This window comes from Paraglaciecola sp. (genome assembly GCF_039942875.1).
Classification (GTDB): Bacteria; Pseudomonadota; Gammaproteobacteria; order Enterobacterales; family Alteromonadaceae; genus Paraglaciecola.
Window position 1 is genome coordinate 31,936 of sequence record NZ_JBDVBQ010000039.1, and the last position, 21,445, is coordinate 53,380.

Here is a 21,445-nt window from a genome sequence, read left to right on the forward strand (position 1 = left end):
TCTCCCTCTCTCTCCGCCAAATAATCTTGAAAGCCCCATTTTTAGGGGCTTTCTCGTATCTGGATTTAATCAAAGAGTAAAGCTCTGTCACAGAACTCTGTCACAAATTAAAAAAAGGCTGACAGAGCATCATGCAAAAATCACATTCTACCTATCTATACAAATACAAAAATTCATCTAATTATTTTTTTCGTGCGCGTGAGGGTATTTTTGATCGATTGGGATATGTTAAGTCAGGTGGTTATTTTGTTGCTTCACTTCACACAAGTGATTATGAAGAAGCGAGATGGCTGGCTTTATTTATTAAATCCAGACTTACGGAGATTACTCTTATGGATAAGAACGTTATATCAAACCCAGTTCAAAATGATAACGAGTCCTTAATCGGACTCGGCATGGTTAGTAAAGATGAAGAGCATGCGCTCTTAAGGCAAAAGCATCAAAGGCTTAGAGCTATGATGCAGTTTAGAAAAGCGCTTAGAGTGAGGTTTGAAGAGCTGTTAAAAGCAGGTAAGGCGATGATTGACTATGAGTTGGAAAGTGATATTTCGGTACCAATGCCAATTACAGAAGAGAAGCGCCTAGTCTTTAAGCAGCACTGTGAAGAAAATACGCCAAAGGCTCTGAAGGTGTCGCTTGTGGATGGGTTGGTACCATCATTTCAAAATGATAATGATGGCGAAGCTCAGTTTGCGGCGTGTGTAAGTATGTTGAACACGCTGATGAGTAAATTGAACGACTTCAAAGAGCAGCGAGATGATTTCGCACTAAATGATGAAATTGAGCATGATATTGCACTAGAGACTCAGCAAGACGTCACTAGTGCAGTTAAGTTGTTCGAGAACATGCGCAGTAGTTTTGATGAGCATCAACGGGCGGAAAAGCTTAAGAAGGATGAGTATTTCACTTTGGCTTATCAAGCACCATTGTTCCTCAACGAAAAGAAGACTGAAGTTGCCGCAAAGACGTTCAAGAAGTACGAACGCTCATTTTCGTTGTTGCTTGATCACTTTCCCAGTGGCATTGATCTTCGTGATTTTACGAAAGTGCAGACTCAATCAGTAAAAGACATGCTTAGTAATTTGGATAAGCATCAAAACGTTGGTAAAAGCGGGGGCCGACTCACACCTAAAACGAAAAATGGTATGTTATCGAATTACCATTCCTTCTTTACTTGGCTATCAGACAACACTGATATTAAAGTCCCGAATCCATTCAGCAATGTTTCTTTTTCTAAACAGAAGAACGCCCCAAAGCGAAGATCTTTTTCGAACTGCGAAGCTCGAAAAATACTCTCATATGACTTCGGTCATGGTAGCGAAGCCAGAGAGTTTCGCACTGATGCGCACTGGTATCCAAAGGTGGCGTTATATTCAGGTATGCGCTTGAATGAGCTTTCAGCTTTACCACTCAGCCACATTAGGCAGGATGAGAGTGGCATTTGGTATTTCGACTTAAATGGACTCGATGTGAAAAACGAAGCAAGCGAGAGAACAGTGCCAATAGCCCAATATTTGCTGGATTTAGGCATATTGCGGTATATCGATGGTTTGCGTGCAAAAGGGGAAGTATTTCTATTCCCGCAAATTCGAGGAGGCGTTGATGAGCCTGGTAGCGCAGGCTGGGGGGACCCTATCTCACGTTGGTTTAACAGAACGATGCTCAAGAATATTGGTATTGATTCTGAGGCCGAGTTGGCGAAACGCTCGCTTATTAGCTTTCACTCATCTAGACGTACAGTGATTTCTACTTGCGTGGTTAATGGCGAAGAGCACTACCTGATCAAACGCATAGTGGGTCACTCTGTTGACGATGATATTACACTGAGCGTTTATGCTGATATGGATCAAATCCCGCTAGCAAAGCTTAAAGAAGTGTTAGACAAGAATCTCACATGGCACAAAAGAGAGGTACCAATGAATAATGCAATAGCATCGACTTTCAGACTGTTTGAAAATTGGGGCATAACTGATGAACAGAAAAGTTCGCTTTTGGGCATTCCTCAATCGGTTTCACTAAGCAAGGTACCATCAGAACCAGATGCTTTTATAGCATTCAGCCCAGACTTGAAAGACCGATGTATTTTACTTCTTGATATACAGGTGAGACTTAAGGAGTTGTTTTCAAATCCGCTCAATGTGAACGGCTATATGATGATGCCGAATGAAAATAATCCATTTGTGGGGAGTAGTCCATTAGAGCTTGCTTGCAGCAGCTACGAAGGCTTGAAGATAACACAGCAGGCAATGACAGCATTAGCCAATAGTGTTGGCTAATGAGTCTTATAAGCCGTATATAGAGAGTGCAATTCCCTTCAATATTCGAAGGGCATTTTTCTTCGTCAAGAAGATTGTTAAAAAACCGATATGAGTAACGTGATTGATTGTGTACATCAATCAAAGCCAACTCACGAAAATTTATCATAATGAAATACTAAGGCCGACTTCAATATCGGCTTTGTCTTTTACAAAACTAAACCACAAGAAATGATTAACAAAATTTTTCATTATGATAATAAGTTATTGATTTTAAAGGGTATTATTGTATTTGTCTGGGCGTTGTGATATCTTCAAACACATAGTTTAAAAGATAAATTTTGAGTAGAAGAAACCGGAGTGATTAACTATGAAGTACGATGATCTGTCTCAAGAGCAGCAGCGATTTGCACGCTGGCTGCACGAAAAGATGCCACAATTGTTACCGCTTTTTGATTTCAATAAGCGAGCGCTCAAATGTGACAAAATCGATTCGATTCTGATGTGGTCGAACGACTGTGAGAGAATAATGGCAAATTTTATAATGTCAGTTTGGACCGGTTCTGATGATTTTGACTTTGATTTGTTTGATGCGTGCAAAAAACTTGATCGCGAAAATATAAAGATAATTCGCGATTGGCTTCTAGATCCAATCTGGCCATAGTATAAACGTGAGTAAAAAGATGAAGAGTGAAATTGATCAAACATCATAAATTTTGAAGATTTGGGGTGTTTCAGTTTCTCAATGAACCACACTATTAGGGCTTCCGAAATCAAACACGATTTCGAATCAAGCAAACGCCGAAATGCTTCATTTTGATAATACTGAGGCGACCTTGCGTTTTTATTTCATTAATTTTTGATATCTTATCAGACGCTTCTGCATCTATTAGGTTACCCGCTTGATGTTGAAAAACGCGGTTCCCGAATCCTTTACCTACGTAAAAACAGAATTATCACGCGGATCTTGTAAGAGATAAACATAGTATTTTAACTTTTCAATGACACTTTGAGAGAACATTGTTTAATTCTTTTGCACGTCAACGCTTTACTTTTTGAAGCAGATCTCCGGGCTCACAAGCGAAGTAATCGCAAAGTTTATCAATGATGTCTGTAGTGGTTATGTAATCAGGTTTATTAGCTATTCGTGTCAATGTGGCGCGGCCTATTCCTGTACTATTAGCCACCTCTTTTAAGGTAATTTTTCGACCTTCTGCAAAACTTTTATTATCTAATTTTTGCACTAAAAGTACTCTAATCACGCCTATTACCTAATCATCTAAGTTTATAAATTTCGTATAGTGTACCAAACTAATCATACATGATTAAAATCAATCTTGACATTGAGTCTCACATGATGATCTAATGACTCATGTGAGTAATATTGCTCATATGTGATTATCCTATTGGGTGGAAAAGTGAGGTCAGCATGCAGTTAAAGCAAACCAATATTTTATTGAAAGACGCAGAAAGGTACAGAGTATTGAAAGGCCACTATCGCCTTTTAGATATTAAGATGTACGACCATTACCTTGCCGATTTCGAGTTTATAGTTACGGTTAGTGACGGTGAAACAGAGCTCAAATTAAGTACTTTTAAAGCAATACGTTATCCGCGCGGTGGTTTCGTTTATGTCGAAGCAAGCTTCAAAGATAATAGGGTAGGTGGGCTTTGGATCTTACATGATATTAGGCTGTCGGGAGCCGCCGAGGCGTTGCGTAGTTGTGGTTTTGAAGTCGATGCAGAATATCAACTAGCGACAAATGATACACCGCTTCCAGCTCATTTAAGGCAGATATCAGATAGGTCATTGCTTGAAATTAAAGATATGTTTATTCGCGGCTACAATGGAGAAAAGGATATACAGAAGTGTTATTCATTTTATGATGCAATTCTATTGCGAGAGTCGATAAGTTGGCTGTTTTCTGTGAAGTTTGAGAACAATAAACAACGAGACTATGCTGTTGTTGGGTCATTGTTATGGATGGGGTTCAAACACTACTTGGATCCAAGCTATAAACTCAATGCCGAGTATCATGACATGCAAAAGTTTCGTGAGTTTATCGCCCAAGGTATCGCAACCATTGCTAAAGTTGATGAGGAATTAGCTGGTTATTTTGAGCGCATCATGAGTCAAACACTAATGCTCAATTCGAAGGAAAGCATGCTTGATGAATGCCCGTTAGTAAAGGTCTTACAGATAGTATATTTCCACGCAGTTACAGTGCCTAACTTTTACAACGAGAAACGTTATGGATAATCAGTATTTGGTACCGCAACGACTGATTGTTGCATTAAATATGGCAGCAAAAGCGCATGCAGCGCAACGTAGAAAATACGATCAATCACCTTATCTCAATCACCTGGTTGAGGTTATGTTACTGCTAGTAAAGTTTGGGCATGATGATGAAAACCTGCTTATCTCAGCGCTTTTACATGATGCTATTGAAGATACAAACATAAGCTACGACGAGCTTAATCAGAAATTCGGAAATAAAGTAGCTGAAACGGTATTAAGCCTGAGCGACAATAAGCGATTGAGTCTACAAGAACGCAGATTAGAGCAGTTAAAAAAAGCTAAAAGTGGCAGTCAAAATCATCAATTGATAAAGCTTTCTGATGCAATTAGCAACGCATCTTCGATACCTTTAAATTGGTCTATTAAACGGGCTACAGAGTCACTTGAACACCTTAGAAAATTGGCTGATGTTTGCGACGATGCATGCCCCGGTTTGCATCAAATGCTGATCGAAAAAATCGATTTTGCTATGGTTGCACACGATGAAAATATACGTGAAATAAGTGATAAAGTTGATGATTATATAAATCAAAATCGGGTGTTTTATTGCATTATAAATGATGACTTTTATCTATCAGAAAGTGCTAAAAACTTTCCTAAAAATGTCGTGAAAATGAGTGGTGAATTTGATTTTTATATACGTTCAATTCGAACTAAACGATTGAGTTTTTATGTAGATTCAATTGCGTTTGACGTACTTAAGTCGAGTGCAAATATGCTTGGTATAAAGAGCTCTGAGCATTCAATTGAATTTAGTATGTTACGAGTGAGGCTTAAAAACAAAAGCGATCACTGATTTAATAGACCGATCATTGTAATAGCTATTTTTACGCCTTGTTTGTTCATTTTAGCAATATGGTTCCTCATTTCACTAAAAGCGTTACCACTGAAATAGTTACTAGGGGCATTTTAAACCCTCCTCCCCCCGTTACCACTTAAATTATTTTTTAAGTGGTAACGCATTTCAAAATTTAAGTGGTAACGCATAAAATTTTAAGTGGTAACGCTTTTAGGGATTCAGTGGTAACGCTCGATAAAATTCAGTGGTAATGCATTATTAGGCATTGAATTAGACTGAATTTAAGGTTCTATTGATTGACGCACTGTCAAAGATATTTTTTATGGTGACCTGCACGGCAACGTTGATGCTTATAGTCTAGCTTGGGTTGCTAGGTTAGATGTTGCGTAGCGCAAAACACTAGGAGAGTCTCGTTCAAATTACGTAATTTACTTATCTCGTTTAGGCGCTCTAAAAATTTTTGTTATTACTCCTTTATAAATCGATAAAAAAGTTATTGTCTTAAAGTAAATTAGAGAGCCCATTTCTGAGCCCAAAAGTGAGCCCGCTAAAACAACTAAATCAACTAGTAAAATATAGTGGACGATCTGGATAAAATTTGCTCGGCATGCGGACAACATTGATAATGTTAGCCCACTTATACTGATGAGAGGAGCATCAGATTCCACTTTCACGTAGTTATAGATGCGACACCATTAGAACGTTCGCTGATTACCTTTTGCTTTGTTAAATATTGGCTTTGTCGAGTGCCTATCTATAGTTAGGCAAATTTCTATTAAAACGTAGCTTTTGTTCTACACTCTTAATAATGCCCATTTACACAAGGAAGTACTATGTCGTTATTTAAAACGAGCAGAGTTGTACTAGTCAGCTTTGCATGCACAATGGTAACAACATTTTCATCAAACGCTTATTATTACGAAGAGCATAAACTCATAAGCCAAATTGCATTAGAGTTGGCAATCAAGCATAAAATGTTAGAGATTAATTCAGACCAGTTAAAAAACGCAATTGGCAGTGAATTCATTTGTGATGACGTTATGGAGCCTGAACCTGCAAAGTGCATGACCCTCGCAGATTTACCCGCGATTGCGGGCGACCATGCAGGCTCTCCAATGCTGGTTCAATGGAAGTGGCTAAACGATTCAAGGAATGCACCTTGGTTTTTCGGAGTTTCTGATTATCTTGCTTCAACTCGAATCATCTTTGATAAGGGCTGTGAGTCATCGGAAACAACGATAAGCAAAATTCCCGCCCGAGAAGACTTTATTGAAGTGGTTCATAAGAACCAAGATGCAACCGCTTTTGGTGAAACAAACGAGATCATCAATCATGACAATAACTACGCTAGAAGTGCAGCCCACAACTGTAATCACTTTCGTAAAATCGAGAGTCTTTCGGTAGATGACTATGAAAAATCGCTGAGCGATAGTTATCCGACTAAAATTTGGAATACCCGCTTCTTTCTGCCTAATGCCATTGGAAAAACGATCCCAATGGTTAAAACAAATGAAAGAGTAAGATTTAAACCAAAATTGGAATCAGACGCATGGTACGCACAGCTCCACGCAACAGCGTTGGAACTTGCAGCAAGAGACGGTGACAACAATCTTGCTGCGGCTTGGCTGTTCGAAACGTTCGCTCTACATTTTTTGCAGGATGGCACTGCATCTGGCCATATAGTCACACCGAATCATGGTGGCTTGTCAGTGGTTGAAACAAAGAAGGTCCATGACAAGTTAAGTGAAAATGGTTTAGAGGTTACGATTGGGAGTGCTTGTATAGCGCTTAACACAGAGTATCAAGAACTAAAAGACGATCTACCCATGCTGACTCAGGCTTGCACTAAAGAAGGTTTTGAAACGACAATTTACGGGGATAGAAATTTAGTAAAAAACCAATCAAGCAGTCCGACTAAGGATTTGGCGGTATTTCTGACGGTTGTTTCGCTAGCGGAACTTGGAGACTCATTTAAGCATGGTCAGTCATTAGTTGTGTTAGATGACAGTCAGGCCGACTACAACGACCCCCACTGGACTTTTCAGGGGCAATCAAACAATAGGCTAGCGGAAACACTTTTCGCATGGTGGGAAAGCGGAGGCAGTGCGAACGCCACAACAACGCCTATGGCTGAGGCTGCTAAAAAGCATTTAGATGAAGGAAGTATAAAAGCCATTAAGTTATGGCCACAAGCGATGTAGGGGCGCTCTAAGGAGGCCAACTACACGTCTGAAATAAACTTTACACCGCTGAGAATCGTAAGCGTAGACATGGGTACGTATTATTGTGAATAGTCATCTGGACGCGCTGGTTTCGGGCAGGAGAGTCTCACAAGATAGTATACGAGAAACTCTAGCAGACGAAGTGTGGTGTTGTTGGTATCCGGCCGCATCGGGATGGGATAATTAACTCCCAGAGGTGACAAATGCTTTCTTGTTAAGAAAGCATTTGTCACCAGTGCAGTAAATAGGTGAATTTGAACGGTAGCCTCCGGCACATTACTGACCACTAGCAAAGTCACTTGGTTTTAGCGCAAATCGCTTATGTAGGTCAGGGGCACATCTTTGGCAAAGCTTAAGCCTTTTCAAAATGATAATCTTTACTCTTCTTGCCTGAAATCCTATCAGACATAGACTCTACAGCGGCGTGTCTGGATGTAAATGCTTGTATTTTCTTATTCATATCAACTTTGAATTAAAATAAAAGTGTAGTTTTACAGTGCTTTTTGCCTACTCGATGCAAATATCGCTGTTTTATGCTGATTAAAGAGTCCAATGGGATAAATTACTAATAGTTGATTCAATCAAGCAACTCGTTTTAGAGACGCAACTAGTTAAAAAAGACTTAAACTAAATTTCATAGGATGTGAAAATGAAAGAAATTAACGATATAAAAGCAGTTCTTACAGAGCACCGCTATTGTCATTCATCAGAGCTACTTGCGCAAGCCTTAGCATCTGCTTGCAACAGGCGTTACACCGTAAATTTGCTAACGCTAAGCGAGGTGCTCGACGAGTATAATCAGGACTTAGTCAAAGGCTTGATCAACATCAACTATCGCTTTTTACCTGATTTAAAAGCTCACGAGGAGGCTTTGCAGTGGCTAAAAAAAGAAAAGTTTATCAAGTGAACGCTTTATCTAAATGATCTTAAGTGCACTCACTGAGTGCTCAACTGTAAAGCACCGTAAGTGCAGTCCATCACAGGTCCATTGTTGTTAATGTCAATACGGACCTGTGATTTTTATCAGATGCCGAGCAATAGATGAGTTGGATAGCAAGTAGTTAATCAAGACCATTAGACAGTGAGTGAAATAGCACTTTAATAATTATTAGCTATTGATAAGTCCTTACGTAGAAAGCGCTGTAGCTGATTTTAAAAATATAAAAATATAAAAATATAAAAATATCCAAGTATTGATATAAAAATTGATATGTATGCAATCATTAATAAGTTGAATTGTAGATCATAATGATACAGACTTGATTTGGTGAAAATTTAATAAGTGGGTAGCTTGGTAGAATCCTAATGAATGAGTTTAGTTATGCACAGAAGCAGCGCTTAGCTTATATCGACTTTAAGCTCTATTTTACTGGGATGGTAACTCGCAGTGAAATAGTCAGTCATTTCGAATTAGGCATGGCAGCAGCAACCAGAGATTTAAAGTTCTACAAAGACAATGCGCCCGAGAATATGGCGTATGACAACGTAGAAAAAAAATACTTCATCACAACAAAATTCAAGCCCATATTTAAACATGATGCTCGCCGCACGCTTATTAAGTTAGCGAACAACATTAGCGATGGTTTTGATGCGATTGGTGATACTTCATTTCCTATTGAATCACCCAGCCCGTTAAACGTACCTGATATTGATATTATCGCTAAGTTATCCCAAGCCATTATCAACCGGAAGCCTAGTAGCGTCATATACACGTCTTTAAGCAGTGGTTCAGGTGCAAGGGAACTAGTGCCACACTCAATTGTAGATAACGGCTTACGTTGGCATTTAAGAGCGTATGATCGCAAATCCAAGTCATTTAGAGACTTTGTGTTAACTCGTATTACCAAAGTTACAATTATTGCACAGACACCATCCCCTGAAGAAGATAAGTTAGAAGATAATCAGTGGATGCGTATGGTGCCATTACAAATTATTCCACACCCAAATAATGTTAAACACCCAACCGCTATTAAGCTCGATTTTGGTATGGAAAAAGGCATGTTAGAAGTTAATGTGCGTGCCGCAATGGCGGGTTACTTATTAAGACGTTGGAACGTGGATTGTTCTGAAAGTGGTTCACTTTCAGGCCCAGAATACCAGCTCTATTTACAAAACTGCCAAACATTATACGGTGCTGAAAACCTCGCTATTGCACCAGGTTATAACTCAAAATAAGGATGTAAAATGAGTAGTGTAAACATTAGGCGTGCAGTAGAAAACATTAAGTTTGGTATCAATATTTATACTCCATTGGTTGAGCTAGTTGTTAACGCAATTCAAGCAATTGAACAAAATGATAATGCCGATGGCAAAGTCGAAATCTTAATAAAAAGAGCACAACAACAAGGTTTAGGGTTTGATACTCTTCCTGACGTTATTGGTTTTACTGTTAAAGATAACGGTGTCGGCTTTAACGACAAAAACCGAACCTCGTTTGATACCCTTTACTCAGAACACAAAATTGATATCGGTGGCAAAGGTTTTGGCCGTTTCACCTGTCTTAAATATTTTGAAGATCTGGTAATTTCAAGTAATTACATTGATGGTGACACTAAGCTCAACCGCTCATTCAAAATGGGTAAGAAAAATGACATCATTGAAAATGAACAAATTACCCCTACAGACTTTGACCATACCGGCACAACAGCTGAATTAAAATCTATTAAGAAAACCAAGTTTGTAGAAAAAGGCCATAAAACCATTGCTCGTACTCTTTTCGAAAAGTTACTACCTTACTTTTGTACTGAAGGTTATACGTGCCCAACGGTAGTGCTTAAAGATGAATATAACGGCGCAACAATTACGCTTAACGATTACCTTAAAAAAGAAGGTAAAGATTCGATAATTGAACTCACAAGCTATAACCAAGAATTTATATTGGGTGAAAACAACGGCAACAATCAGGCTTTTGATGTCCGAGTGTTTAAGTTTTACTCACCTAAACAACAAAAAAGCCAAGTTAACTTGGTTGCACATAAACGAACAGTAACAAGTACACCTATACAGACCTATATTCCTGAGTTTGAAGAAGAGTTTAGTGAAACCAATGATGCCGGTAAAACTAGAAACTTCATCTTAAAAGTGTATGTTTTTTCATGCTTTTTAGATGATAACGTTTCTCTCGAAAGAGGAAACTTTGACTTCAGTAAAGAAAGCGACCTTCAATATGGTATTTCACAAGTACAAATTGAAGAGCAAGCGGTAAAAACTGCTCATGAAGTAGTGTGTGAAGAAGTTGATAAACGCACGAGTAAAAAGCAGCGTTTAGTGGTCGATTACATCAATGAAGAAGCGCCTTGGCATACGCAAATGCTTGATACCGTTGATATATCAAACCTACCAATGAATCCATCAGAAGAGCAAATTGAACTAACATTTCAAAAAGCCAAGTTTAATGTTGAAGGTGAATTGAAAAAAGATGTTAAAGCTATTCTCGCGTCAGAAGATACTGAATCATTACATGATAAAGCTGCTGATATTTTAGGTAGAATTTCTGATTCAAATAAAAATGATTTGGCACATTATGTTGCGCTAAGATGCAGCGTTATTGATATTTTCAAAAAGAGCCTTGAATCAGGGGATGATGGGAAATTTTCATCTGAAGGTGTTGTTCACGACATTATTTTCCCTCGTAAAGGCGACTCACTAAAAACACCATTTCAAGAGCATAATTTATGGCTTATTGATGAACGATTAAACTTTACAGAGTACTTATCGTCAGACTTACCGCTTGAAGGAAGCCATTCAGACCGTCCTGATTTACTCGCCTATGACAAGCGTGTTGTATTTAGAGGGGAAAACGAAGCTAGTAACCCTGTTATGGTCTTCGAATTCAAAAAACCGAAACGCAATGATTTTGCGAATCCTTCATCTAAAGATGACCCTGTTAAACAGGTTATTCGTTATGTTCGTAAAATTAGAAATGGTGATTTCGAAACCCCAGAAGGTCGTGAAATTAATATTGAAGACAACACACCATTTTATGGTTATGTAGTCTGTGATTTTGATAAAAAAGTAAGAACCTGGTTAGAAGAAGAGCATGATTTTACACCAATGCCAGACCGTAAAGGTTATTTCAGATGGCACGCGAACCTCAATTTGTATATCGAAGTACTAAGTTGGGACAAATTGTTAAAAGACGCAGGTATGCGCAACAAAGTATTTTTCCATAAGTTAGGTATAAACTAGCACTAACTTACACTCAAGAATTTAAGGCAAAACACAAATGCTAACAGGCAAACTTAAAAATCAAGTAGACGAAATCTGGGAAGTATTCTGGACGGGTGGTGTAACCAACCCTATCTCAGTGATCGAGCAATTTACTTATCTATTGTTCATTCGCCGCTTGGATGAAATTCATACTTCGCGTGAGCGCCAAGCGATGTTGCTTGAAACTGACATTGCTCAGCCTATATTTGACACAGAACAAGCAAATTACCGCTGGAATAAGTTTAAAAACTTAGATCCACAAGTGATGTTTGATTTAGTTAAAGACAAGGTATTCCCGTTTATTAAAACGATTAACGGAGAAGACACAACCTTTGCTAAGCATATGTCTGACGCCATATTCATGATTCCTAAAGCGCCCGTGTTAGATCGAGTAGTTACGCTTATAGACAAAATCCCGATGGATGATCGTGATACCAAAGGTGATTTATACGAGTACATGTTATCTAAGCTGCAAAGCTCTGGTACTAATGGTCAATTCCGCACGCCTCGCCACATTATTCAAATGATGGTTGAAATGACGCAACCTAAACTTGATGGTAATAAATCAGACGTGATCTGTGATCCTGCATCAGGCACTTGTGGTTTCTTAATGGCGTCTGAAGAATACGTGCGTAAGCAGTTTGAAAACGAACTAATGAAGCCAGAAAACAGCGAACATTTTCATAACAAAATGTTTAACGCTTACGACTTTGACCAACACATGTTACGCATTGGTGCCATGAACTTAATGCTACATGGTGTAGAACATCCAACCGTTGAATATAAAGACTCTTTAAGTGATCACGGTGAGCAAAACATTAGCGATAAATACACACTGATTTTGGCTAACCCGCCATTTAAAGGTAGTGTCGCCTATGACGAACTTTCACCGGATTTATTAACAGCACTAGGTAAAACACCGAAAAAAGCAGCGCCTAAAATTGAAACTGACGAAGACGGTAACAAAAAGGCGAAAAAAGGCCCGTCAGAAAAAACGGAGCTACTTTTCTTAGCGCTTATTCTGCGTATGTTACAACCCGGTGGTCGTGCAGCGGTGATTGTGCCTGACGGTGTATTATTTGGCTCAACCAAATCTCACAAAGAAATCCGAAAAACCATTATTGAAGATCATAAATTAGATGCTGTGGTATCACTGCCATCAGGGGTATTTAAACCTTATGCAGGTGTATCTACGGCAATACTATTCTTTACTAAAACCAACAGTGGCGGTACAGACGATGTGTGGTTTTACGACATGCAAGCCGATGGTTTTTCGCTAGATGATAAACGCACTCCGCTTATAAAAAACCAAGAACTAACCACCGAAGCCGATGCCATTGATAAGTCACTATTAGAATCTGACAAAGCACCATCAGAACATGCTAATCATAAGCTCAACAATATTCCTGATGTCCTCTATCGTTGGCAGCAGCGTGAAAATGAAAGCAGCCCTGAGCATTCTGAAAAAAATAGAAAGCGAACAGAGCAAAGCTTTTATGTGCCAGTAGCTGAAATTACCAGTAACGACTATGACTTATCCATCAATCGCTACAAAGAATTGGTTTATGAAGAAGTAAAATATGACGAGCCTCAGGTCATTTTAAAACGCATTAAAGAGCTACAACAAGCAATGGATAAAGGTATTGCAGACTTGGAGGCAATGCTGTGAGTTGGGAAAAATCTACTCTAGGTGAGATTTCTGATTTCATTAGAAATGGAGCATCTATTAAGCAAATGGATGGTGCATCAGGGTTGCCTATTACAAGAATCGAAACGATTGCTGCTAGAGCCGTCAATTTTGATAAGTGTGGATATGCAAATATTGGAGATAACGAATACGAAGATCGTAGGATGCAACCCGGTGATATTTTAATTAGTCACATCAATTCAGAAAAGCATCTCGGTAAGTGCGCTATTTTTGATTCAGACAGGAAAGACCTTATTCATGGTATGAATTTATTGTGCTTGAGACCTAATGAAAAAGTATTTCCAAAATTCGTTTTCTATTATTTAAATAGCCAACTGTTTCTTAACCTGTTACCCAAAATAACTAAGAAATCTGTAAATCAAGCTAGCTTTACTGTGACTCACTTTAAAGAGCTACCAATCCCACTCCCACCATTACCAGTACAAAAACAAATTGCGGCGGTATTAGAAAAAGCTGATACCTTGCGTGGCCAATGCCAACAAATGGGACAAGAGCTGAATACCCTCGCTCAATCTGTGTTTTTGGAAATGTTTGGTGACCCTGTAACTAATCCTAAAAGCTGGAATGAATATTCGATCGCTGAGCTGCTTATAGGTAAACCCCAAATTGGAACTACCAAACCCGCGCATGCGGGTGGTATACAAAAGGTTGTAAGAGTCGGTGAGTTAGGAGAGCGTGAATTAAATTATCAAAAATGTGCGCCTATTACTCTTGAGGGTAATGAGTATGAAAAATATCATTTAATTGAGGGCGATTATTTATTAGCGCGTGCTATCGGTAGCATTAGTCATCTTGGTAAAGCCTCAGTATATATTAATCAAGAAACTGATTATGTTTATGATTCACATGTAATGAGGTTGCGTTTTGATCATAAAAAAATATTAAGTCAGTTCTTTTATCAGTTTATGAAAACAGATGGTGGTAGAACTCTTTTTTTAAGAAGTTCAGCTCAAACTTCCGTTCAATTTAATATAAATTCGAAGCAAATATCAGGAATAAAAATTCCAGTACCACCTATTGATAAGCAAAAAGAATACATTTCCACCTTGAATGAAATCATCGAAATGAACAATTATTCTTTAGCACAACGAGAAGAAGCTTTGAGTAATTTTAATTCTCTCATGCAACGAGCTTTTAAAGGCGAACTTGAATTAAAGGATGTGGCGTAACGCCATATTAAAAAGGTAGTAGGAAAGGATAACCGAATGTCGAACTTTAACTTTTTAACAGAATGGCCAGAGTTACAAGAGCACGCGAAACAAGCGGAAGCTGTGGTGAACTCAGATCCTCGTTCAAGCTGTTTTTATAGTCGCTATACCTTAGAGCGATTAGTACAGTGGATGTATGAGTTCGACAATTGGTTAGAAAAGCCTAAATACGACACCACGCTAAATACCCTAATTAACCAACGAGAATTTAAAAACTCGTTGGGCAGCAATATTTTCCCTAAAATTAAAGCGGTACAAAAGGCCGGTAACAATGCGGTACATAGTGAACGCAAAGTATCGCAACTTGAATCAACACAAAGTTTAAAAGAACTGCATCATATTCTGTATTGGTTTTATCGCACTTATACCGCCTCTAAACCTGTAACAAACCAAATATTTGATTTAGCCAATTTACCTAAAACTATTCAAATTGACGCTAACTTGGTGATGAACAGCGCCAAGAAACTAAAAGAATTACAAAAGCAGTTATCTGAACGTGATGATAAACATCAAGAAAAGCTTGATAAAGAGCGTGACCAAAATCTTGAACTGCAAAATCAATTAAAAGCGCTGCAACAACAGTTAGCAGAGCAAAAAGCACAAAATGCCAAAGTTGCAGAGCAGGTTAAAGACCCACACGATTATAATGAAGCAGAAACTCGCACTTTTATAATCGACCAGTACCTAAAAGAAATGAGTTGGAATTTAGATGCGGCTAACGTTAAAGAGTTTCCAGTTAGTGGTATGCCTATTTCAAAGCAAAACCCTAAAGGTAATGGTTTTGTTGATTACGTGTTGTGGGGAAAAGACGGCAAACCGTTAGCAGTAGTTGAAGCTAAACGAACCACCATTAACGCCAAAGAAGGTAAGCGTCAAGCAGAGCTTTATGCTGACTGCTTGGAAAATGATCCCCAGTTCGGAGGGCAGCGCCCACTAATTTATTACACCAATGGTTACGATATCTATTTTTGGGATGATGAAAATTACATTCCTCGCTCTGTTCAAGGCTTTTTAAACCAAGACGAAATGCAGCGCATGATTGACAGGCGCACCTTGGCTAAACAGCTTAAAGAGATAGAGCTAGATACCAATATTGCAGGTAAAGGTAGGCCGTATCAGCGCTTAGCGATTGAATCGGTTTGTGAGCAGTTTGACGCTGAAAAACAACGGAAGTCATTACTAGTTATGGCAACGGGTACAGGTAAAACCCGTACTACCATCGCCTTGGTTGATATTTTAATGCGAGCTGGTTGGGCTAAGAATATTCTGTTTTTGGCTGATCGCAATGCGTTAGTAAACCAAGCAAAAAAAGAATTCTCAAAACTTCTGCCTAAGTCGTCACCTGAAATATTATCAAGTGGCACCAGTGCTTTAAAAGGCAGGTTGTACTTTTCAACCTACCCAACCATGTTGAATTTGTTAAGCGCAGCGCCTGATACACGATTATTTGGTGTTGGCCATTTTGATTTAGTGATAGTGGATGAAGCGCATCGGAGCGTTTATAAAAAGTACCGCTATATTTTCGATTACTTTGATGCTTTATTGCTTGGCTTAACTGCAACACCAAAGAGCGAAATAGACAAAAACACTTTTGATATTTTTGAGCAGCCAGACGGCGACCCAACCTATGCTTACGAGTTAAAAGAGGCGATAGACGATAAGTTTTTAGTACCACCTAAAGATGTACAGGTCGATTTAGGCTTTATACGTAAAGGTATTAAATACACTGAGCTTTCTGAAGACGAAAAAGAAGAATGGGAAAGCAAAGAGCAACTTGAAGATAAAGACGAGGTATTACCGTCTGAAGTAAACAAGTTTTTATTTAACGAAGATACCGTAGATAAAGCGCTTGAAGTATTAATGGAACGAGGCGTTAAAGTTGCCGGTGGTGATAGATTGGGTAAAACCATAATCTTTGCCGCTAATAACGACCATGCTGAGTTTATTGTCGAGCGTTTTGATGCAAACTACCGTAAATATAAAGGCAAGTTTGCTCGGGTTATTACCTATAAAGAAACCTATGCCGATTCGCTAATTGAAGAGTTTAAAGGTGAGAAGAAACCTTCTGATCCTAATATTCCGCTAACAATAGCTGTGTCGGTAGATATGCTTGATACCGGTGTTGATGTACCTGAAGTGGTTAACTTAATGTTCTTCAAGGTGATTAAATCGAAAGTTAAGTTTTTACAAATGCTTGGTCGTGGTACTCGTTTGTGTGAAAACCTATTTGGCCCTGAAGACAATAAGCTTTTCTTTAAAGTGTTCGATTGCTGTAAGAACTTTGAATATTTTGAAATGAACCCTGATGGTGCTAAAGACAATGGTGCTAAATCGCTCTCGCAAGCCATATTTGAAAAGCGATTAACCATATCGCAGCAGTTAATTGATAACGAGCAATTTGGTATTTACGGTGCAGAATATCAACGTTACTTGATTGATACGCTACATAACCGTGTCGCTGGAATGAACTTAGACAACTTTGTTGTCCGTCCTAATCGACAAGTGGTAGAGAAATATCAAAAAGTTGAAACATGGTTTAAGTTAACTAATGAGCATTTAGCTGAGCTTGAGAAGCAAGTATCGGTGTTACCAACAGAAGCTGAGCCGTTAGAGCCTGATGAGAAAGAAGAAGAGTTAGCGCTGCGTTTTGACCACATGATGCTAACCATGCAATTAGCATTAACTGAAAAAACAGGTATAACTGATTTCTACCGCGATAAGCTGAATCAAATTGCCGCAAAACTTGAAAGTAAAGCAAGTGTACCAGCTGTTGGTGAACAACTTGAATGGCTGCAATACGTGCAATCAGCGAACTTCTGGACTGACTTAACACTAGAAGAGCTAGAGCAAACTCGCCGTAAATTGCGTTTATTAATGCGTTTTATCGAAAAAGAAAGTACTGGCGTGGTTTACACCAACTTCCAAGATGAAGTATTAGGCGTGCATGAAAATGAAGGCGTATATGAATTTGGCCAAGATGGTGGTTTAGAGTTATATCGCAAGAAAGTTGAGTCTTACATCAAAGAAAACCAAGACAACTTAACCATACAGCGGATTAAGCGAAACCAACCGATCACCAAATTAGATTTGGAAGAATTAGACAATAAGTTATTTGAAGCCAGTGGCATTGATAACATTGAAACCTACCAATCAACCATTCACCCTGATAAATCACTCGGTGTGTTTATTCGTGAGCTAGTTGGTTTAGACCGAGGCGCAGCTAAAGAAGCCTTTGCCGACTACCTAGATGAAGCTAAATTTAACAGCCAACAAATACGCTTTGTAAATACCATCATCGATTTCTTAACTCAAAACGGCGTAATGAGTCCAGCCATGTTAGCTAAGCCACCGTTTTCAGATATTCACTTTGAAGGTGTATTCGGTTTATTTGACGATGGTGCAGTGATGGATTTAAGAAATCGTATTAAACGTGTGGAAGCACAAGCAGTGGGTGAGTAAATAATGAATACTAGAGAGATTGTCGAGGAAACTATAGCCTCTACTGGTAGTGGTAAATCTGCTGATGTTTGTGCTCAGGCTATTTTGTGTCATTTGATTCAAGATGAGATGCCGTTTCGAGGAATAGAATTAAGAAGTTTCGATGAGCTAGCTATAATGATGAGACAGGCTGATTCTGCTCATATATATGCAGAAGGAGGCATTTTTTATTTTTCCGCATTTTATAAACATACTGATAGATACCCTATTGGGAGAAACTATTTCATTCAAACAGCTAAGTTATTTGAGGTACCTCAGCTTAAATCAAAGTTTGAAGTTAACGGTATTAAATTACCCATTATTTCAGCACATGATTTTGGACTTCTCCTTGAAGAGCATAATTTCAAAAAAAGAATTAAAGCATTCAGGGAGCGTCAGTCTAAAGAAACAAAGCTTTTTAAAGGGTTATTCGAAGGTAGGACAGAATCGACCAATGTAGAGAAGGCGATGTTTTTAAATACTACTGGTTGTTTAGTTTGTGGTAACGATGAATACCAGATGGTCAGTTCAACTCTTAGTGCTCAAAAGGGCTTTATGCTTGGTTTTAATCTTTGTAGTAAGCATATTGATATAGCAAAGGATGAAAACAGTTTAATTGAATATTTGGCTAAGGCATATGATCAACCTTCACCAATAAAAGTGATGCCTTTGGGGGCTGAAGAGCATTTTAACGAAGTTAAAAATTGGTTGCCTGAGGCTTTAGGTTGTGAACTTTTAAAAGCCAGCAATAACACTTTAACTTTAATTCGTCCTTCAGGATTGAAAGGTATATTTAGGCTTGATGATTTGTGTGATTACGCATATATGATTATTGACTCTAAGGGAAAAGAGGTTGCTAGAATTGATTCTGCCAACCATCATGATGTTGATTACGGGCCTGATCACCTTCACCCTAACTTAAGAAAAAATAAAAAAGCAGTGGAATCAAGTTTTACAACTGGTAGCCCTTTAATCGATACAAAGAAAATTATTGGGCTTATTGAGCAATATGAAGCTAAAAATTAAAGTTTTGAAAAGTGTTTTTTTACTTTTTCAATTTCATCAAAGATGTATTTAAATTTATCAAAATTAATGTTTGCCTTACCTGAGCGCACTACCTTCGTGGAAAAAATATGCTTGCCGTAATGTTTGGTTTCATCAAAATGCTTGGCAGTTGAAAATGTCTTGCCATTGATCTTTCTACCCAAAGTTCCAGCATCAAATAGGTCTTCCATATCGGAATCTTTACCGGTGGGGGTCAGTGGAGTCAAAATAAGATACAGATTATGGAACAAATGAATAAAGCCGCTACTTTTTAACGTGGCTATATTATTGGGGCATGATTTAACATTATTTACTAAATGGTTTAATAAATCTTTAGGTCCTGTGTCATTATCAAGCACTAGTATTACTGGATTCTTAGCTTTCTTGTTTTCGAAGTATTTTAAATCGTCAGCATATCTTTGAACAAACCTTAAAAAAGGTGTTGCACCATCACCTATATCGAGTAAGTACATTGTTTTACGATTTAAATCGGGAAATTTTAGTTTCGGCGAATACTGTGCTTTTTGTGACTTACAGTTAACTAAGTTAGGGTAGGTAGCTTGAAGACGACTTAAAGCACTTTTTAAATAAACGTTATCTGTTTTACCTTCAGTCAGTATTGTTGGGTATTCGTTCGCAAAAAAGTGCTTATATTGCAAAAACCTCCCATAAACTTTTTCCCGCGAATTTAATTTGCCACGAAATTTATTAATGCCAGTATGTATCTTCGGCTCAGATTTTGGCTCTGGCTTTTTCTTTTCTTCGAGGTTGTTATAAAAGTCGACAGAATCAATAAAAGTTAACCTACCTTCAAGCTCTGATAAATGGCCGTCTCTGAAAGAGTCATCTTGTTCGGAAATCAGAAACTTTCCTGTCTTAAATAAAGAGTGAGCCATAGCTCTGGTTAAACGCCAATATTCTGATTTAACACTTACTTTTTTGTTTACAACTAGGCCCGTAGCTTCTTGCCTTGAATCTTTAAATTGTAGCCTAGTTTTTTTGGGGTTTACGGAAAACCCAGCTCGTCTTATTTCACCTAGTAACTTTAAACCTAATGTTAAACTTTCAATGTCGCTAACTATTGCAGCGGGAAAGCTCTTTTTTCTGGTTGAAAAAGTAATATCATCAGCATATTTGGTATACGAGCAGCCATTTCTTTTAGCTAGCTTTGATAACTTAATATCAAGACTGTTAGTTATGAGGTTAGCAATCACTGGAGAACATGGACTACCTTGAGGTAAAGTGTCTTTGTAGCACGCTATTTGAGCAATAACTGTTGCTATATAGGGATCTATCTTGAAATCCTTGTTGGCAATGAAGTAGCCCCGAACTCTACCAAGATTGAAGCTACCAAAAAAATCTGCCAAATCTAAATTTAATACATTTTTTTTACCACGGTGTATGCGGGCATTAGTAATGATGGATTTATCTCGCTCATACCCATGTGAAAGAGTGCATTCAACTTTCTTGTCAAACTGAATTACCGTTTTACAGTCCAATAATAAATCGGACAATTTACGTTGTAAGTCTTTTAATTCATCTGATGGAGCACAGATTGTCCTAACGCCACCAGACTTTTTAGCTATGTCGAATCGATGATAGTGAGAATTTACGTGCGACTTAACACCTGGCTTATACAAGATATTTGTAAGAAAAGCAGCTGAAACGCCTAAAACTGAGGCTAACTCTGATTTGGTCTTAGCCTGCTTTAACAGTAAGTAGTTTCTTCTATGAATCAAATTATGCCCTAATGTATTTTTCCTAAGAAAAGTAGCTCACATGCACTCTTACGCGCCGCGAGCGAGTAATTCAAGAAAGCAATTTAAGCAATCCGAGAAGGCGAGTCACTTGGACAATGTTGTCACAGGTTGCGAAACGCAACCAACAAATCTGCATGTGAGCAAACACGATAATATTTAGTTTTATTATAAAGGCAATACAAGCTGTATTTTTAACGCAAAGATTAAAAAATAACACTTTACTGTTTCACAAAACTCTATCACATTATAACCATACGGACTCAAAGGCACGATTTTTGTGGCCTGAAGTAATTTGATATTTGTTAAAATCAATGACTCTTTGGGTTAAACATCCAAAAGATAGCCTTTATTGTTGCCATTTATGTAAAATATGAGTTCAAATGTCATCAGTAGCGGTATAACTTAACCTTCGTTCAGTATTGAATCATCATTGGTTCAAGTATCCTAAGTTCCGTACAGCTCAC

14 protein-coding genes are annotated in these 21,445 nt (G+C 38.2%); 12 read left to right on the plus strand and 2 right to left on the minus strand.

The window, feature by feature from the left end; genetic code table 11:
* The first annotated feature begins 131 nt into the window (after window positions 1-131).
* Both ABJE44_RS12785 and ABJE44_RS12790 read left to right on the plus strand, forming a co-directional pair.
* Window positions 132-2,276 carry a hypothetical protein gene (locus ABJE44_RS12785; RefSeq protein ID WP_348110125.1) on the plus strand — a complete coding sequence of 715 codons (2,145 nt, stop codon included), beginning with the start codon at window positions 132-134 and terminating at the stop codon, window positions 2,274-2,276.
* A gap of 349 nt (window positions 2,277-2,625) precedes the next feature.
* Entirely contained in the window at window positions 2,626-2,919 is a 294-nt protein-coding gene (locus tag ABJE44_RS12790) for a hypothetical protein (RefSeq protein WP_348110126.1), read from the plus strand.
* A gap of 376 nt (window positions 2,920-3,295) precedes the next feature.
* On the opposite strand, the gene ABJE44_RS12795 is transcribed toward ABJE44_RS12790, so the two are convergent.
* Entirely contained in the window at window positions 3,296-3,517 is a 222-nt protein-coding gene (locus ABJE44_RS12795; protein WP_348110127.1) for a helix-turn-helix transcriptional regulator, read from the minus strand.
* A 167-nt stretch (window positions 3,518-3,684) separates the two neighbouring features.
* Here ABJE44_RS12795 and ABJE44_RS12800 point away from each other — a divergent pair, with 167 nt between their 5' ends.
* From ABJE44_RS12800 to ABJE44_RS12845, 10 genes are all read left to right on the plus strand, one after another.
* Window positions 3,685-4,515 (plus strand): hypothetical protein, encoded by an 831-nt coding sequence (locus ABJE44_RS12800; protein WP_348110128.1) that lies wholly within the window; start codon window positions 3,685-3,687, stop codon window positions 4,513-4,515.
* The gene (locus ABJE44_RS12805) at window positions 4,508-5,350 is read left to right on the plus strand and encodes an HD domain-containing protein (protein ID WP_348110129.1); all 843 of its coding nucleotides are present in this window, start codon (window positions 4,508-4,510) and stop codon (window positions 5,348-5,350) included. The genes ABJE44_RS12800 and ABJE44_RS12805 overlap by 8 nt, the downstream gene beginning before the upstream one ends.
* 836 nt (window positions 5,351-6,186) lie before the next feature.
* The gene (locus ABJE44_RS12810) at window positions 6,187-7,554 is read left to right on the plus strand and encodes a hypothetical protein (protein ID WP_348110130.1); all 1,368 of its coding nucleotides are present in this window, start codon (window positions 6,187-6,189) and stop codon (window positions 7,552-7,554) included.
* 670 nt (window positions 7,555-8,224) lie between these two features.
* On the plus strand, window positions 8,225-8,482 hold the full coding sequence (locus tag ABJE44_RS12815) for a hypothetical protein (RefSeq protein WP_348110131.1): 258 nt from the start codon (window positions 8,225-8,227) through the stop codon (window positions 8,480-8,482).
* Between the two features lie 398 nt (window positions 8,483-8,880).
* A complete protein-coding gene (locus ABJE44_RS12820; RefSeq protein ID WP_348110132.1) occupies window positions 8,881-9,750 on the plus strand; it encodes a WYL domain-containing protein in 870 nt (289 codons plus the stop codon).
* 9 nt (window positions 9,751-9,759) lie between these two features.
* Window positions 9,760-11,763 (plus strand): ATP-binding protein, encoded by a 2,004-nt coding sequence (locus ABJE44_RS12825; protein ID WP_348110133.1) that lies wholly within the window; start codon window positions 9,760-9,762, stop codon window positions 11,761-11,763.
* Between the two features lie 37 nt (window positions 11,764-11,800).
* On the plus strand, window positions 11,801-13,453 hold the full coding sequence (locus tag ABJE44_RS12830) for a class I SAM-dependent DNA methyltransferase (protein WP_348110134.1): 1,653 nt from the start codon (window positions 11,801-11,803) through the stop codon (window positions 13,451-13,453).
* A complete protein-coding gene (locus ABJE44_RS12835) occupies window positions 13,450-14,661 on the plus strand; it encodes a restriction endonuclease subunit S (protein WP_348110135.1) in 1,212 nt (403 codons plus the stop codon). Before ABJE44_RS12830 ends, ABJE44_RS12835 begins: the two co-directional genes overlap by 4 nt.
* Before the next feature lie 36 nt (window positions 14,662-14,697).
* Window positions 14,698-18,159 (plus strand): DEAD/DEAH box helicase family protein, encoded by a 3,462-nt coding sequence (locus tag ABJE44_RS12840; protein WP_348110136.1) that lies wholly within the window; start codon window positions 14,698-14,700, stop codon window positions 18,157-18,159.
* Window positions 18,160-18,162: 3 nt separating this feature from the next.
* The gene (locus ABJE44_RS12845) at window positions 18,163-19,203 is read left to right on the plus strand and encodes a hypothetical protein (RefSeq protein WP_348110137.1); all 1,041 of its coding nucleotides are present in this window, start codon (window positions 18,163-18,165) and stop codon (window positions 19,201-19,203) included.
* Here the strand turns inward: ABJE44_RS12845 and ABJE44_RS12850 are convergent.
* Window positions 19,200-20,960, minus strand: a complete 1,761-nt coding sequence (locus ABJE44_RS12850; RefSeq protein WP_348110138.1) for a retron Ec67 family RNA-directed DNA polymerase/endonuclease — start codon at window positions 20,958-20,960, stop codon at window positions 19,200-19,202. The two genes, ABJE44_RS12845 and ABJE44_RS12850, sit on opposite strands and share 4 nt — an antisense overlap.
* Between the last annotated feature and the right edge of the window lie 485 nt (window positions 20,961-21,445).